This window comes from Nocardia sp. NPDC004340, assembly GCF_053602575.1.
In genome coordinates, this window is record NZ_JBSGDW010000008.1 from 71,483 (window position 1) to 86,559 (window position 15,077).

General features: G+C 71.2%; 18 protein-coding genes and 1 riboswitch. Of the genes, 11 read left to right on the forward strand and 7 right to left on the reverse strand.

The features are described from left to right. Positions 1 to 5: 5 nt before the first annotated feature. Positions 6 to 989 carry a bifunctional helix-turn-helix transcriptional regulator/GNAT family N-acetyltransferase gene (locus tag ACWEOI_RS27370; RefSeq protein WP_452361461.1) on the reverse strand — a complete coding sequence of 328 codons (984 nt, stop codon included), beginning with the start codon at positions 987 to 989 and terminating at the stop codon, positions 6 to 8. A 114-nt stretch (positions 990 to 1,103) separates the two neighbouring features. On the opposite strand from ACWEOI_RS27370, the gene ACWEOI_RS27375 reads away from it, so the two are divergent. Beyond that, positions 1,104 to 2,396 carry an adenosylmethionine--8-amino-7-oxononanoate transaminase gene (locus ACWEOI_RS27375; RefSeq protein ID WP_452361550.1) on the forward strand — a complete coding sequence of 431 codons (1,293 nt, stop codon included), beginning with the start codon at positions 1,104 to 1,106 and terminating at the stop codon, positions 2,394 to 2,396. A gap of 29 nt (positions 2,397 to 2,425) precedes the next feature. Here ACWEOI_RS27375 and ACWEOI_RS27380 read toward each other — a convergent pair whose 3' ends face one another. Beyond that, positions 2,426 to 2,719 (reverse strand): hypothetical protein, encoded by a 294-nt coding sequence (locus tag ACWEOI_RS27380; protein ID WP_379106386.1) that lies wholly within the window; start codon positions 2,717 to 2,719, stop codon positions 2,426 to 2,428. 105 nt (positions 2,720 to 2,824) lie between these two features. On the opposite strand from ACWEOI_RS27380, the gene ACWEOI_RS27385 reads away from it, so the two are divergent. The 6 genes from ACWEOI_RS27385 to ACWEOI_RS27410 all read left to right on the forward strand — a co-directional run bounded on the left by ACWEOI_RS27385 (position 2,825) and on the right by ACWEOI_RS27410 (position 8,480). After that, the gene (locus ACWEOI_RS27385) at positions 2,825 to 3,979 is read left to right on the forward strand and encodes an 8-amino-7-oxononanoate synthase (RefSeq protein WP_452361462.1); all 1,155 of its coding nucleotides are present in this window, start codon (positions 2,825 to 2,827) and stop codon (positions 3,977 to 3,979) included. Then, positions 3,976 to 4,665 (forward strand): dethiobiotin synthase, encoded by a 690-nt coding sequence (bioD, locus tag ACWEOI_RS27390; RefSeq protein ID WP_433666756.1) that lies wholly within the window; start codon positions 3,976 to 3,978, stop codon positions 4,663 to 4,665. The genes ACWEOI_RS27385 and bioD overlap by 4 nt, the downstream gene beginning before the upstream one ends. A 102-nt stretch (positions 4,666 to 4,767) precedes the next feature. After that, positions 4,768 to 5,436, forward strand: a complete 669-nt coding sequence (locus ACWEOI_RS27395; RefSeq protein ID WP_452361463.1) for a response regulator transcription factor — start codon at positions 4,768 to 4,770, stop codon at positions 5,434 to 5,436. Then, a complete protein-coding gene (locus ACWEOI_RS27400; RefSeq protein WP_433666754.1) occupies positions 5,433 to 6,734 on the forward strand; it encodes an ATP-binding protein in 1,302 nt (433 codons plus the stop codon). Before ACWEOI_RS27395 ends, ACWEOI_RS27400 begins: the two co-directional genes overlap by 4 nt. A gap of 31 nt (positions 6,735 to 6,765) precedes the next feature. After that, positions 6,766 to 7,233 carry an SRPBCC family protein gene (locus tag ACWEOI_RS27405; RefSeq protein WP_433666753.1) on the forward strand — a complete coding sequence of 156 codons (468 nt, stop codon included), beginning with the start codon at positions 6,766 to 6,768 and terminating at the stop codon, positions 7,231 to 7,233. Positions 7,234 to 7,328: 95 nt separating this feature from the next. After that, complete coding sequence (locus ACWEOI_RS27410) at positions 7,329 to 8,480, forward strand: alpha/beta fold hydrolase (protein ID WP_433666752.1); 1,152 nt, start codon at positions 7,329 to 7,331, stop codon at positions 8,478 to 8,480. Positions 8,481 to 8,513: 33 nt separating this feature from the next. On the opposite strand, the gene ACWEOI_RS27415 is transcribed toward ACWEOI_RS27410, so the two are convergent. The 4 genes from ACWEOI_RS27415 to ACWEOI_RS27430 form a co-directional block, all read right to left on the reverse strand. Further along, the gene (locus tag ACWEOI_RS27415) at positions 8,514 to 9,533 is read right to left on the reverse strand and encodes an ABC transporter substrate-binding protein (RefSeq protein ID WP_433666751.1); all 1,020 of its coding nucleotides are present in this window, start codon (positions 9,531 to 9,533) and stop codon (positions 8,514 to 8,516) included. Positions 9,534 to 9,549: 16 nt separating this feature from the next. Continuing rightward, positions 9,550 to 10,365: an ABC transporter ATP-binding protein gene (locus ACWEOI_RS27420; RefSeq protein WP_452361464.1), complete on the reverse strand. Its 816-nt coding sequence runs from the start codon at positions 10,363 to 10,365 to the stop codon at positions 9,550 to 9,552. Continuing rightward, positions 10,362 to 11,393 (reverse strand): iron chelate uptake ABC transporter family permease subunit, encoded by a 1,032-nt coding sequence (locus ACWEOI_RS27425; protein WP_433666749.1) that lies wholly within the window; start codon positions 11,391 to 11,393, stop codon positions 10,362 to 10,364. The genes ACWEOI_RS27420 and ACWEOI_RS27425 overlap by 4 nt, the downstream gene beginning before the upstream one ends. A 34-nt stretch (positions 11,394 to 11,427) precedes the next feature. Further along, positions 11,428 to 11,561, reverse strand: a riboswitch (cobalamin riboswitch). A gap of 41 nt (positions 11,562 to 11,602) precedes the next feature. Beyond that, positions 11,603 to 12,187, reverse strand: a complete 585-nt coding sequence (locus ACWEOI_RS27430) for a TetR/AcrR family transcriptional regulator C-terminal domain-containing protein (RefSeq protein WP_357095181.1) — start codon at positions 12,185 to 12,187, stop codon at positions 11,603 to 11,605. 110 nt (positions 12,188 to 12,297) lie between these two features. Between ACWEOI_RS27430 and bioB the strand changes: the two genes are divergently transcribed. From bioB to ACWEOI_RS27450, 4 genes are all read left to right on the forward strand, one after another. Further along, positions 12,298 to 13,335 (forward strand): biotin synthase BioB, encoded by a 1,038-nt coding sequence (gene bioB, locus ACWEOI_RS27435; RefSeq protein WP_357095183.1) that lies wholly within the window; start codon positions 12,298 to 12,300, stop codon positions 13,333 to 13,335. Positions 13,336 to 13,475: 140 nt separating this feature from the next. Next, complete coding sequence (gene bsaP / locus ACWEOI_RS27440; RefSeq protein ID WP_213561023.1) at positions 13,476 to 13,691, forward strand: biotin synthase auxiliary protein BsaP; 216 nt, start codon at positions 13,476 to 13,478, stop codon at positions 13,689 to 13,691. Next, on the forward strand, positions 13,691 to 14,401 hold the full coding sequence (locus ACWEOI_RS27445) for a DUF2567 domain-containing protein (protein ID WP_433666748.1): 711 nt from the start codon (positions 13,691 to 13,693) through the stop codon (positions 14,399 to 14,401). Before bsaP ends, ACWEOI_RS27445 begins: the two co-directional genes overlap by 1 nt. Positions 14,402 to 14,489: 88 nt before the next feature. Then, positions 14,490 to 14,672: a hypothetical protein gene (locus ACWEOI_RS27450; RefSeq protein WP_433666747.1), complete on the forward strand. Its 183-nt coding sequence runs from the start codon at positions 14,490 to 14,492 to the stop codon at positions 14,670 to 14,672. A gap of 4 nt (positions 14,673 to 14,676) precedes the next feature. Here the strand turns inward: ACWEOI_RS27450 and ACWEOI_RS27455 are convergent, their stop codons facing one another. Then, entirely contained in the window at positions 14,677 to 15,042 is a 366-nt protein-coding gene (locus tag ACWEOI_RS27455; protein ID WP_433666746.1) for a DUF1801 domain-containing protein, read from the reverse strand. Between the last annotated feature and the right edge of the window lie 35 nt (positions 15,043 to 15,077).

The window sequence follows — 15,077 nt, forward strand, 5'->3', positions numbered from 1 at the left end:
GAACCCTATCGGCCGGGGTCGGCCGCCGATCGCAGTGCCCGCCGCCAGGTCTGGCCGACCAGGTCGACGCCGAAGCTGTGGTGCGGATTCGATTCGGCGAGTGCGAATCCGGCGCGTTCGTAGATGTGGCGGGCGGAGTCGAGGACGCTGTTGGTCCACAACACCATCTCGGTGTAGCCCGCGGCGGTGGCGAAGCGCAGGCACTCGCCGACCAGCGCGCTGCCCACGCCGAGCCCGCGCGCGGAGGGCTCGACCAGCAGCAGCCGCAGCCGCGCGGTGTGGTCGTCCTCGCGCATGCAGTAGACGCAGCCGACGGGCGCGCCCCGGTATTCGGCGATCCAGGCCCGTTCGCGCTGCGGGTCATGGGAATTCAGCCAGTCGCCGATGATCTTGGCGGCCAGCGCCTCGTACTCGTGGTTCCAGCCGAACTCCTCGGCGTAGAGCACGGCATTGCGGGCGATGGCCCAGCCGTGCTCGCCTGGCTTCGGGGCGCGCAGGGTGACCGCGTCGGGATCGGCGTCGGGACTCTGCTCGGTCTCGCCGTCGAGGATTCGCTCGATGGTCCGCATGGCCCCGACCAGCCGGGTGCGCACGAGGGGGGAGTGCGGGACCAGCAGATCCCCGATCTGCTGCTGGGTGCGCTGGTCGAGCAGGTCGAACGCGGCGCGGCCCGCCTCGGTCAGCTCCACCACCTGCCGCCGCCCGTCGGCCTCGGACCGGCGCCGCGCCACCAGCCCGCGCTCCTCGAAGCGGGCCAGGATGCGGCTCAGATAGCCCGCGTCCAGGTCCAGCGACAGCCGCAGATCCACGACTTCGGCGGCCCCGAAGTGGGCCAGCTCGAACAGGATCCGGCCCTCGGTGAGCGAGTATTCGGTGCCGAGCATCCCACCCTGCAGGACTCCGATGACGCGGGTGTAGTGCCGGTTGAAGGCGCGCACCGCGGCGATGTGACGGGCTTCGACCAGGCGATCGGTCGTTTCCGAGGCCATCCGGGCTCCAATCCTTTGACCGAGTCAAAGGTTACGCGCGCTTGCCGGGTCGTAGGGCGGTTCTGGTAACTTGAACGCCGTTCAAGCCCGCTCCTCGAAGGACCACCTGTGGCATTGACCGACCCCTTGACGGCATCGGCCGCGCTGTCGCCCGCCGAGATCACCGCCCTCGACGCCGCCCACGTGTGGCATCCCTACGGCGGCTTCCCGGCCGGCACCGAACCCCTGGTGGTGGCCTCGGCGGCGGGCACCCGGCTCACCCTGGCCGACGGCCGGGAACTGGTGGACGGCATGAGTTCCTGGTGGGCGGCCGTGCACGGGTATCAGCACCCGGTGCTGGACGCGGCGCTGCTGGCGCAGTCGCGCAAGATGAGTCACGTCATGTTCGGCGGTCTCACCCACGAACCCGCCGTGCGGCTGTCGCGGCTGCTGGTCGAGCTCACCCCCGAGGGCCTGGACAAGGTGTTCCTCTGCGATTCCGGCTCGGTGTCGGTCGAGGTCGCGGTGAAGATGTGCCTGCAGTACCAGCGCGCGCTGGGCCGGCCCGGCAAGCACCGGCTGATGACCTGGCGCGGCGGCTACCACGGCGACACGTTCACCCCCATGAGCGTGTGCGACCCCGAGGGCGGCATGCACTCGCTGTGGTCGGACGTGCTGGTCCCGCAGATCTTCGCGAGCGCGCCCCCCGCGGACTTCCGGCCGGAGTACGTCGCCGAACTGGAACGGACCATCGCCGAGCACGCCCACGAATTGGCCGCGGTCATCGTGGAACCCGTGGTGCAGGGCGCGGGCGGCATGCGTTTCCACGACCCGCGCTACCTGACCGAACTGCGCCGCCTCTGCGACGAGCACGACGTCCTGCTGGTCTTCGACGAGATCGCCACCGGATTCGGCCGCACCGGAACGCTTTTCGCCGCCGACCAGGCCGGGGTCCGCCCCGACGTGATGTGCGTCGGCAAGGCCATCACCGGCGGCTACCTGACCCTGGCCGCCGCCCTGACCACCGCGGAGATCGCCGAGACCATCAGCCGTTCGCACGGCGGTCTCATGCACGGCCCGACCTTCATGGGCAATCCCCTCGCCTGCGCGGTGGCGGTCGCCTCGATCGAATTGCTGCTCTCGCGGGACTGGCAGGGCGAGGTCACCCGGATCGAGGCCGAGCTGAACTCCGGTCTGGCCCCGGCGCGGGACCTGCCCGGCGTCGCCGACGTGCGGGTGCGCGGTGCCATCGGGGTGATCGAGCTCGATCACCCGGTGGACATGCGCGCGGCGACGCACGCCGCCGTCGACGCGGGAGCCTGGCTGCGGCCCTTCCGCAACCTGGTCTATGCCATGCCCCCGTTCATCAGCACCTCGGAGGACGTCCGCCGGATCACCGCCGCCATGCTCGCGGCTGCCGCGGCCTGATCCTGGACTACCGCCGGGATGCCGAATTCCTAGCGGTTGACCCGTTTCTCGCGTGCTTTGTCTGCATTGTCGCTATCTGACAGGACTTCCCAGACTTTGAACACGCAGTGATAGTCATCGGACCAGCCACGTGCGATCAGCATGAAGGTGTCGCCGTCGCGCAGAATCGTGCGGCGGCTGATCAACTTCGGATGATCGGGAATGAATTTCGAGACGAGGTCAGGGACCTTCGCGAGAGCTTGTTCGCGGGTTCCCACCACCTCGGTGAGGATCTTCGGACTCCAGGTCTTGGAGTCGCCGAAGCCGGTCGTCTGCTCGACCACTATTGCCCATCGTGGCATCGCGCAGCCTCCTTACGATCCTCAAGCATAGCGCCGTCCGCCGACACCCATGGCCACCTGAACGGCGTTCAAGTATGCTTCCGAGCTGTGACTGCCGATCCCTTGAGCTGGCTCGACACCCGCGCCGCCGAACGCGTCGACGCGGGGCTGCGCCGTGAACTGCGACCCCGCACCTCCGACGCGGCGAGCATCGACCTGGCCTCCAACGACTACCTCGGGCTCGTCCGCCACCCCGAGGTCGTCGAGGGCTCGGTCGCCTCGGTGCGGCACTGGGGCACCGGCTCCACCGGTTCGCGGCTGGTCACCGGGACCACCGTCGAACACGAACAGCTCGAGCGCGAACTCGCCGAATTCGTGGGCGCGGAAGCCGGATTGGTGTTCGCCTCCGGCTACGCCGCCAACCTGGGTGTGGTCACCGCGCTGGCCGGGCGTGGGGCGCTGGTGGTTTCGGACGAGGGCAGTCACGCCTCCCTGGTCGACGCCTGCCGCTTGTCGCGGGCGCGGGTGGAGATCGCGGCGCACAAGGATCCCGCCGCCGTGGATCGGCTGCTGTCGCAGCGCACCGAGGAACGCGCGCTGGTGCTCACCGATTCGGTGTTCAGCGCCGACGGCGACCTCGCGCCGCTGACCGAACTGCATCGCGTCACCCGGGCCAACGGCGCGGTCCTCATCGTGGACGAGGCGCACGGACTGGGTGTGCGCGGCGACGGCGGGCGCGGCCTGGTGCACGAGTGCGGGCTGGCCGGGGAACCCGACCTGATCATCACCGCGACCCTCTCCAAAGCCTTTGCCGCGCAGGGCGGTGTGGTGCTGGCCAGTGAGCGGGTGCGCGCGCATCTGATCGACGCGGCCCGCACCTTCATCTTCGACACCGGCCTGGCTCCGGCCGCCGTCGGCGCGGCCCGCGCGGCGCTGGCGCTGCTGCGCCGCGAGCCCGAGATGGCCCAGCGGGTCCTCGACCGCGCCGCCGACCTGGCCCGCATCGCCGGTGTCGGGAACCCGGAGTCGGCGGTCGTCTCGGTCGTGCTCGGCGAGGCGCAGGTCGCCTACGACGCCGCCCAGGCCTGCCGGGCGCGCGGCCTCAGCGTCGGCTGCTTCCGGCCGCCGTCGGTGCCCGAGGGCACCTCGCGCCTGCGCCTGACCGCGCGCGCCGATCTCACCGAGGCCGAATTGGCCACCATCGCCACCGTTCTCGGCGAGGTGCTGGCCGAAGCCCGTGGGCGGGAGGTCGTTTCGGTATGACCGCGAACCTGCTCTTCATCACCGGCACCTCGACCGATGTCGGCAAGACCATCGTGACCGCCGCGCTGGCGGCGACCGCCCGCGCCGCCGGAACCGAGGTCGCGGTGGTCAAGCCCGCGCAGACCGGCATGGCCCCCGGCGAGCCCGGCGACCTGGCCGACATCACGCGGCTCAGCGGCGTGACCCGCACCCTCGAATTCGCGCGCTACCCCGACCCGCTGGCCCCCGACACCGCCGCGCGCCGCTGCGGTCAACCGCTGCTCACCCTGGCCGAGACGGTCGCCGGGATCGAGTCCTGCGCCGACGCCGACCTGATCCTGGTCGAGGGAGCGGGCGGGCTGCTGGTGCGCATGGGCGAGTTCACCCTGCTGGACCTGGCCCAGAAGATGAGCGCCCCGGTCCTGCTGGTGGCCGCCGCCGGGCTGGGCACCCTCAACCACAGCGAGCTCACCACCCGCACGCTGGCCGCGGCCGGTGTCGACTGCGCGGGCCTGGTCATCGGATCCTGGCCCGCCGCACCCGATCTCGCGTCCGAGTGCAATCGCACCGACCTGCCCGCCGTCACGGGCGTCGACCTGGTGGGTTCGCTGCCCGCGGGCGCCGGGGCCTGGGGCCGGGCCGAGTTCACCGCGGCCGCGCCGGGCTGGTTCGACCCGGACTGGACCGATCGGTATCTGCGACCCTGACCGGTAGCCGCCCGCCCTAACGAATTCCTCACGGGCGTTCTGCCACGGTGACGGTATGAGCGCGCCGGGAGTCGTGGCCGGATGACCGGTATGGATGCTGTAATGGCGCAGGTGCGGGTACTCGTGGTCGAGGACGACAGCAACCTGGGCGACGAGGTCGCCGCGGGCCTGCGGGCGGCGGGATTCGCGGTGGATCTGGCCCGCGACTACGCCGACGCCGACCTGAAGACCGCCGTCAACAGCTACGACTGCCTGGTCGTCGACCGGGGACTGCCCGACGGGGACGGGCTCGACCTGGTGCGCGCGCAACGTGAGGCCGGGCGGCGCACCCCGGTCGTCGTGCTCACCGCCCGCGACGCGCTCGCCGACCGGCTCGACGGGTTCGCGCACGGCGCGGACGACTACGTCGTGAAACCCTTCGCCATGGACGAGCTCGCCGCCCGCGTGGGCGCGCTGTGCCGCCGCCGCGAACTGCCCGCGCCCACCCGCACCGTCGTCGGCACCCTGATCGTGGACCGCCCGCGCCGCCGCGTCCACCGCGCGGGCACGCTGCTCACCTTGACGCCCAAGGAATTCGGCGTGCTCGAACTCCTCGCCGCCCGGGCCGGTTCCGTCGTGACGCGCGCCGAACTCATCGAATGCTGCTGGGACGAAATGGCCGAGCCCGCCTCCAATGTCGTCGATGTCGTGATCGCCCAGCTGCGCCGCAAACTCGGCGCGCCGCCGCTCATCGACACCGTCCGCGGCGCCGGATTCACCATCGCGCCATGAGTATCCGGCAGCGACTCGCGTCCTGGCGCGGACCGGGAACTCCGACCTCGCCGGGCCGGTTGCGACGGACGCGGTGGCTGCTGACCGGGCTGTTCACCGGGCTGACCGCGCTGTGCCTGGTCGTGCTCGCGTCGATCGCGGCCTCCATCGATTCGCACTCCCGCGAACACGATCTCGACGCCGGGGTGGATCGGGTCGTGACCGGGGTGGCGCGGGAGGTGTATTGGAACGAGGACGGCAGCGTCGATCTGGAGACGGTGCGCGGGGACGAGGATCTGGTCGGGGGCGTCAACGCGGTCACCATCCTGGTGCGGCAGCCTGACAACAGCTGGCGGGAACTGTTCGTACACAAGCGTTCCGGGCTGCCCGCCGACCTGACCGGACTGGTGCGGCGGTCCGCCGACGCCGAGGAGACGCAGTGGCACACCACCGCCGATCGGGACGGGGATCCGGTGCGGCTGGCGGTGGCTCCCGCCTGGGACAACGACGCCACCGTCGGGGCCGTCGTCGTCGCGGGCGGTGATCCGGAGCCCGGCGCCCGTGACCACCGCCGGCTGGTGGTGGCGTTGTGGAGCGGCGGACTCGCCCTGGTGGCGCTCGCGGCGCTGGCCGGGCACCTGTTGTCGGGGGTGAGCATGCGCCCGGCGGTGCGGATGCTCGACGAGCAGGAACGGTTCCTGTCGGAGGCGTCGCACGAATTGCGCACGCCGCTGGCCACCCTGCGCCTCTATCTCGATGCCGCGCTGCGGGATCCGGCCGACGCCCGCCGCGCGGTCACCGACGCGCGCTCGCTCACCGATCGCATGGGCCGCATGGTCGCCGGGCTGCTGGCCCGCACCCGCGCGGAAACCGGTGCGGGCGAACTGGATCGGCAGCGGCTGTTCCTGGATCAACTGGTGGAGGGCGTGGTCGCCGACTGCGGCGGTGAGATCGGGCTGAATACCGAACCCACCGCGGTGTGGGCGGACCCGGAGCTGCTGGCCCTGGCCGTGCGCAATCTCGTCGACAACGCGCTGGTGCACGGCGGGCCGCCGGTGGAGGTCCGGGTCGCGGCGGGGCAGGTGACCGTGCGCGATCACGGGCGCGGGCTGGATCCCGCGCTCACCGACCCGTTCCGGCGCGGCGCGGTCGGCGTGGGCGGGCGGCACGGCATCGGACTGTCGCTGGTGCAGTGGGTCGCCGCGGTCCATTCCGGTTCGGTGACACTGGTTCCCGCGCCCGGCGGCGGCACCCTGGCCACCCTCACCCTGCCGGTCGCGCCGGACGACGCGGGCACGGCTGCGCCGGGGCTGTCGTGATCTTGGTCACAGCGAGCGTAGGGTGGCGCCCGTGCCTTCCACTCGAGTCGAGAAGTTCGTCGGTGCTCCGCGTCCCAGTGTCTTCCGCGCCCTCCTGGACGCGCATTCGGTCCGGACCTGGATGGTGCCCGACGGAATGACCAGCCGCGTCCACGAATTCGATGCCCGCGTCGGCGGGCGGTTCCGCATCTCGCTGACCTACGACCTGCCCGCCGAGGCCGGCAAGACGAGCCCGCACACCGACACCTTCCACGGGGTCTTCGCCCGCGTCGTCCCCGACCGGGAGGTGGTGCAGACCATCGAGTTCGAGACCGACAATCCGGAACTGACCGGCGAGATGACGGTCACCTACACCCTCGACGACGCGCCCGGCGGCACCCGCGTCACCGCCCAGCACGACAATCTGCCGCCGGGGCTGTCCCCGGAGGACAACGAGGTCGGCTTCCGCACGGCCCTGCACAATCTCGCCGCCCTCGCCGAACGCGCCGAGGGACACTGATTCCGCCGCGGCACGCGCAGGTGACGCGCGCGGTACCAGCGGATGACGCGCAGCACAAGCCTGGATGACGAGCCGGAAATTCGTACAGTGGATTGATGGCCCTGCCGGGGTTCCCGTATCCGTCCGGCGCCGCCGACCACGACGATCGGCGACGGCGCGCCCGCCTGCGGTCCACCCGGCTCGGCGCGCGCTGGGGTCGCTTCCGGCGGGCCCGGCTGCTGGCCCTGCGACTGGGCCTGGTTCCGCTGGTCGCGCTGGGCGCGTTCGTCGAGTACATCGGCCTGGACGTACTCCCCGAACAGGATCGGCTGGCCCGCACCGAACCCTCGGTGCTGCCCATCGCCGCGCCCGCGGAGTTGCAGGCCACCGACACCGCCGTCTTCGACCTGGTCGGGCTGGGCGTCCTCGACGCCGGGGACACCGCGCGGGCGCTGCCGTCGCTGTCGCGGCTGGGGTCGGTGTGGGCGGTCCGCTACGACAACACCGGTATCGACACCAAGGTGATCGCGGACCTCATCGTGAAGGTCACCGCCGCCGCCAAGGTGCCGAACGTGGTGCTGGCCGGGCACAGCATGGGCGGGGTCATCGCGCTCGAGATCGCCAAGCACCTGCACGAGGACAGCGACGGCACACGGGTGCGGGCGGTGATCCTGGACTGCACGCCGGTGGATCTGAACGCGGTGCGGCCGGAGAGCCGCGACCAGGGCGAGGAGATGCTGCGCTGGATGGGCTGGGTGCCCGGGGCGCGGGAGAGCCGCATGCTGCGGCTGGCCGTGGAAGTGTATGCGCGCCATGACCGTTTCGTCGGCGGGCGCTACGTGATCCGCGGCGGCGAGTTCCGGCGCGCGGTCGACGATGTGCTGCGGTCCAAGATCCTCAATACCGACGCCGCCAGCAACGGTCTGATCGAGGCGCAGTTCAAGGCCATCGTGGCGGGCGGCGCGGTGGACGACCTGCGGGCGCTGGCCAAACCCGCGGCGGGCAAACCACGCCCGGCCATCGTGTTCATCCGGCCGCACGACCCGTACGACGATCCGGTGGTGGACGTGGAGTACTCGCACCAGGTGCTCATCGACCGGGTCGGCGGGGTGCGCGGGACCCTGCTGGTGGTGACCACGCGAACCACGGGGCACGCCAATCCGATCGAGCGGCCGCAGGAGTACAACACCGTCATCGAACAGCAGGTGGTGCCGTTCGTGCGGCAGCTGTGGCGGGATCAGTCCGGAGCCGCCGCGGTGGGCCACTGACCGGGCCGCGCCGGTGGGCTCGGCGTGGTCCGCCTAGCGCACCGCGTCGTCGGCGGCGGGGCGAATGCCCGAGGCGGGCACCAGGTTCCAGCGTTCCAGCTGCGCCCGCACCTGCTCGGCGGCGTCGATGTTCAACGGCCCGCTGGTCCACAGCGCGTACGGCAGGTTCAGGAAACGGCCCTGCGTGACCGCCCGCAGATTCTGGATGCCCGGCTTGCCGCGCAGCAGATCCACCTTCTGCTGGAAGGTCTGCGGCGGATAGTCGACGAACACGATGGCGTCCGGGTCGGCCGCCGCCAGCCGCTCCCACGACACCGCCGTCCAGGTGTCGGCCACATCGGACAGCGCGTTGCGCGCGCCCGCCGCCTCCAGGATCGCCTGCGGCGCACCGTATTGCCCGCTGGAGAAGACGGTGTCGGAGGCGCTGTCGAACAGGAACACCGTCGGCCGCCGCTCGGGCTGCGGCGCTGCCAGCAGGGTGGACACTCGGCGATCCAGATCCCCGGTGACCCGTGCCGCCTGGTCCGCGCGCCCGGTGATCGCGCCCAGCGCGGTCAGATCCGTGCGCAGCGCGGTCCAGGCATCCACCACACCCCGCTCGCCGCCGGGCCGGCGGCAGCTCTCGGTGAGCACGTACGGCGCGACGCCGGCCGCCCGCAACGACTCCGGCGTCAGATTCGCCGACTCCGAGTAGCCGTAGTTCCAGCCCGCCACCATCACGTCGGGGCGCTGGGCCAGCACCGTCTCCCGCGAGGGATAGTCGGGGGCAACGGAATTGAGCCGGTCCACGCCGTCCCCGTAATGCTTGCGCAGCGTGTCCGCGTCCCGCTTCAGGCTCGACACCGCCACCGTCTGGTCCTGGGCTCCCAGGGCCAGCACCATGGAGATCAGGTTCCCGTCATTGACGAACATGCGTTGCGCGGGCGACGGGAACCGCTGTTCCGCACCGCAATTGCGCACGGTCATGTTCCCGGTCGCCGCCTGCGGCGATCCGCAGGCGGTGAGCACTCCCGCGATGGCGGTGACCGCGACGAGCGGAAGGATCCTGTTCAAGACCGTGCCTTTCGAGTCAAGACTGTGCCGTTCGAGCCGTGATGAGCAGATGGGAATCACCGGTGTCGGGATCCGGTATCCGGCGCGCCCGCACGCCGAACACCTCGTCGAGCACCTCGGGCCGCAGCGCGGTGCCGGGCGGTTCGAGGGGGCGGGCCCGGCCGTCGTCGAGCACCAGCACCCGGTCGCAGAACCGATCCGCGAGGGTCAGGTCGTGCAGGCTCATGACGACGGTCCGTTCCAATTCCCGGGTCAGTGCCAGCAATTCGAGCTGATGGGTGACATCCAGATGGTTGGTCGGCTCGTCTAGCAGCAGGACGGGCGTGTCCTGGGCGAGCGCCCGCGCCAGCAGCACCCGCTGCCGTTCCCCGCCGGACAGCCGCCCGACCGCGCGCCCCTCGAACCCGGCCAGATCCACCCGACCCAGCGCCCGTTGGACGGCCGCCCGTTCGCCCGGCCCGCCCGCGCCCCACGGCGGCAGGTACGGCGTCCGGCCCAACGCCACGAGCTCACCCACCAGCAGATCGGTGGGCGGCACCTCGTCCTGCCCGACCAGACCCACCAGCCGCGCCCGCTCCCGCGCCGAAACCTGGTGCACCGGACGGCCATCCACCTCGACACCGCCCTCGACCGGTGCGATCAACCCCGCCAGGGTCCGCAACAGCGTGGTCTTGCCCGCGCCGTTCGGCCCGACGATGCCCACCGTCTCGCCCGGCGACACCGTGAAGTCGACCCGCGCGACCACCGTGCGCCGTCCCGCCGCGCAGGCCAGTCCGGCGGCCCGCAGCTCGCCCGCGCCCCGGTGACGCGACCCGGCCCGGCGGGGCCTCACGCCGGACCGAATCGGTAGGTGCGGCGGCCCATGAGGAGCAGGAAGGCGGGGGCTCCGATGAGGCCGGTGAGGACGCCGACCGGGATCTCGGTGGGGCGGACCAGGACTCGGGTGGCGGCGTCGGCGACGACCAGGAAGGTGGCCCCGCACAGGGCGCTCGCGGGCAGCAGGACGCGGTGGCGCGGCCCGACCAGGAGCCGGGCGGCGTGCGGGACCACCAGCCCGACGAAACCGATGCCGCCGGAGACCGCCACCAGCACGCCGACCAGGACCGCCAGCAGGACGAACAGCGCGATGCGCAACTCGCGCACCGGAACTCCGATGGAGGCCGCCGTGTCCGGGCCCAGGTTCAGCGCGTCGAGCCAGTTGGCGGCGAGCAGCAGGGCGGTCAGGCAGGCCGCGACCACGCAGCCGGGCAACAGGATTCGGGTCCAGTCCGCGCCGGAGAGGCTGCCGAGCAGCCAGAACAGCACCGACTGGGCGGCGGACGGGTCACTGCTGCGGAAGATCAGGTAGCTGCTGAAGGCGGCGAAGGCCGAGCCCAGCACCGTGCCGGTGAGCACGAGACGCAGTGGCGTGAGCCCGCCTTGGGCCAGGGCGATGAGGAATACCGCGGCCGCGGCGGCGAAGGCCCCGGCGAGCGCGCCCGCCGACAGCGCCCACAGTCCGGCCCCGGCGAACACCCCGGAGGTGATGACCGCCGCCGCGCCGACGCCCGCACCGGAGGAGACGCCCAGCAGGTAGGGGTCGGCGAGAGGATTGCGGACCAGGGTCTGCATGGCCGCCCCGGCGACCGCCAGGCCCGCGCCGACGATGGCGGCGAGAACGGTTCGCGGCACCCGCAATTGCCACACGATGGTGTCGAGCCCGAGATCGGTGTGCGCGGTGCCGGTCAGCCGGTCGCGCAGCACCGCGAGCACCTCGCGCACCGGGATCGTCTCCGCGCCGAATCCGGTCGCGACGATCATGGCCACGACCAGCAGCGCTCCCATGACGGGCAGGGCGAGCGAAGTCCGCGCGCGGCTCATCGCGGTAGCTCCTCGGGCATGACGCGGCCTCTCCAGAGTGTTGCGCGGCGGGGGAGGTCTGACTCGCACCGGGATCCGGTGCTCACAGTGGCGCGACCGCTCCGGATTCCCACCGGATTCCCGCACCCGCCGATACTGACGAGGGGAACCCTACCGTCCGGAACCTTCGCCGGTTCCGACTGGTCGGTTCATCCCGGTGTCCGCGAAGGTCAGCGGATCCGCGAACCGAGCAGATGCCGCACGCCGCTCACGAACAGCTGCAATCCGAAGTCGAATCGCGCGGTGGCGTCGGGCATGTCGTACAGCGGCGAGTTCTCCTCGGTGAGCGCGCCCGCGGAGTCCATCTGGATGCGCGACTGCTCGTCCACCGTCTGCCCGAGCACGTAGTACAGCAGCGTGTAGGCGGCCAGTTCGGCCTCCTCACGCGTCATGCCGGCGCGAATCGCGGCGCTGGCCAGTCGTTCCCGGCCCTTGCTGGTGGTGAGGCGGGACGCGTAGGTGGCCGAGACCAGTTCGGCCCCGTCGCGGTAGGCGAGCAGGCTCTCGCGCAGCCGGTGCGCGAGTTCGGTCATCTGCTTGGACCATTCCTCGGCCCGGACCGGTTCGTCCATGGGCGCGAGAATGCGGTCGGCGACCGCGCCGAGCAGGGCCTGCTTGTTGGGGAAGTGCCAGTACAGCGCGCCGGGCTGGACGTGCAGCGAGGTGGCCAGGCGGCGCATGGTGAGATCCGCCAGCCCGTACTGGTCGAGGATGGCGATGGCCCCGTCGACCACGTCCGTGCGATGGAGTTGCACTGAAGAATCCGACCCTCTCGTGTTCCGGCTCACGTTCCGGGCTGCTAGCCTACCCTGAACACCGTTCAAGTTGCTCGGCCACACGGCCGGACGAAGGGATTCCCGCGGACATGACCCAGGTAGCCGTCACCACCGAAGCCGGTACCAACGCAGGCGATGACATCCTCGCCATCGCTCGCGAGCAGGTGCTCGAGCGCGGCGTCGGCCTGACCCAGGAGCAGACCCTCGCGGTCCTGCGGCTCGGCGACGAGCGGCTCGAGGAGCTGCTCGGCCTGGCGCACGACGTCCGCATGAAGTGGTGCGGCCCCGAGGTCGAGGTCGAGGGCATCATCTCGCTCAAGACCGGCGGCTGCCCCGAGGACTGCCACTTCTGTTCGCAGTCCGGCCTTTTCCAGTCGCCGGTGCGCGCCGCCTGGCTCGACATCCCCTCGCTGGTGGAGGCGGCCAAGCAGACCGCCAAGACCGGCGCCACCGAGTTCTGCATCGTGGCCGCGGTGCGCGGTCCGGACGAGCGCCTGATGGCGCAGGTCGCCGCGGGCGTCGAGGCCATCCGCAACGAGGTCGACATCCAGGTCGCCTGCTCGCTGGGCATGCTGAACCAGGAGCAGGTGGACCAGCTGGCCGCCATGGGCGTGCACCGCTACAACCACAACCTGGAGACCGCGCGCTCGCACTTCCCGAACGTGGTCACCACCCACACCTACGACGAGCGCTGGGAGACCCTGCGCATGGTGCGCGAGGCCGGCATGGAGGTCTGCTGTGGCGGCATCCTCGGCATGGGCGAATCCCTGGAGCAGCGTGCGGAATTCGCGGCCGACCTGGCCTCGCTGGAGCCCGACGAGGTGCCGCTGAACTTCCTCAACCCGCGCCCGGGCACCCCCTTCGGTGACCTCGAGGTGCTCCCGGCCGCCGACGCGCTGCGCGCCGTCGCCGCCTTCCGTCTCGCCATGCCGCGCACCATCCTGCGTTTCGCCGGCGGCCGCGAGATCACCCTCGGCGACCTGGGCGCCAAGCAGGGCATCCTGGGCGGTATCAACGCCGTCATCGTCGGCAACTACCTGACCACCCTGGGTCGTCCGGCCGAGTCCGACATCGATCTGCTCGGCGAACTCAAGATGCCGATCAAGGCGCTCAACGAAACGCTCTGAGCGAAATCCACTGAGAGAAAAAGGGGGTTCGGGGCCAATGCCCCGAACCCGTCTCGTACGGTAGGGGTGCGGGGGTTTGCATTCCCCTGGACCTGATCTGCCCGCCGAGTTCGATACGCGAAGGATCCATCGAGGTGGTCGTGGACATCGAGGAGCGCTACAACCCTTTCACGGGCAAGCGAGTCGTGCCGGGGCTGGACGATCCGGTACCCCCCGCGGCGGCCCTGGGCCTGGAGCCGCCGCGCTTCTGTGAACAATGCGGACGCCGCATGATCGTGCAGGTCAGCCCCGACGGCTGGTGGGCCAAGTGCTCGCGCCACGGGGTGCTCGACTCCACGAGCCTGGAACACCGCTAGTGGCAGCCACATTCGCCGCCGAGCCGGGCGGACTACGCGTCGATGTACTGATGCGGGAAGTGCGTGCGGCGGCGGCGGTGTGTGCCGCGCTCGCCGCGGTGAGCGCTCTGGCCGGGGTGGCCTGGGCGTATCTCGCTCCGGCGGAACAACTGCTGGTGGTCGAACCCGACCGCGGCACCGCGCTGACCGGTGAGAGCCTGCACCGTTTCGACGCGCTCGCCATCTTCGTGCTGATCGGCATCGTGCTCGGCGTGCTCGGGACGGTCGCGGCCTGGCGCTGGCGGCGGGTGCGGGGCCCGGTCCTGCTGACCGGCATCATTCTCGGTTCCGCGCTCGGCGCGTTGCTCACCAAGGTGGTCGGCGAGGCGGTGGCCGAGCAGCGCCACGTCCGCCCGAGCCATCCGCCGATCCACACCATCGTGGAATTCGCGCCCTCCGTGGAGGGTTGGGCCGCCCTCATCGCGCAGCCCCTGGCCGCCGCGGTGGTGATCCTGCTGCTCGCGGCGCTGAGCACCTCCGACGATCTGGGCACCGGCGAATACCTACCCTTCGGCGGCGCGCGCCCCGACCCGGTGATCGTCGCCCCGTCCCAGTACGGCTCCGCCATCCTCTACGGCCCCTACCCCGGCAATTCCGGTGCGCCGCAACCCCACGCGCCCCACGGCCCGGCGGTCCCCTTCGAAGCCCCCGAACCCGAAGCCCCCCGCTGACCCGAATCCGGCAATAATCGCTGGACCACGCTTGTTGTACCCCCTACCGTGTTCGCGACCACGGATTCGCACCACCCAGGGGGACCCCATGAAGACCGCACCGCCGGGCAAGTCCGCGCCGCCCGACGCCGCCGCACCGGCCGAGCGCCCGGACCTCACCGCCTGGCGTCACCGCCACGAACTCCGCAGATCCAATGCGTCCCAGCCGATCCCGAGCGGCCGCCGCTACCGGCGCACCACTAAGCACCGCGACCGTTCCCGGGGCGACTAGCCAATCAGCAGACGGCGCCGCGGCTCGCGGCCGTCGCCTCGAGAATCGTTCGCAGCAGCGGGAAGTCGATGGCTTCGGGTTTGCGGAAGCGCAGGCAGCCTTTGCCCATGTCCTTGGTATCGAGGTGCTCGGCGAAGGCCTCGCGGATGTCGCCGCGCATGAGATAGAAGGAGATGTACTGCTTCTGGCTGGCGAACGCGATCTCGGCGATGCCGTCGCGCTCGTAGACCGGCATGCCGAAATCCATGTCCTCGTGGAATCCGACGAGGGTTTCCCGGCACAGTTCGCGCAGCCGGGTCAGGGCCGGTCGCCGGTCCTCGGCCAGCTCACCGAGGTAGTCGTCGACGGTGCTCGCAGTACTTCGTGGCATGGGCCCAGAGTATGCCGATAGTTAGCTGAATGGGG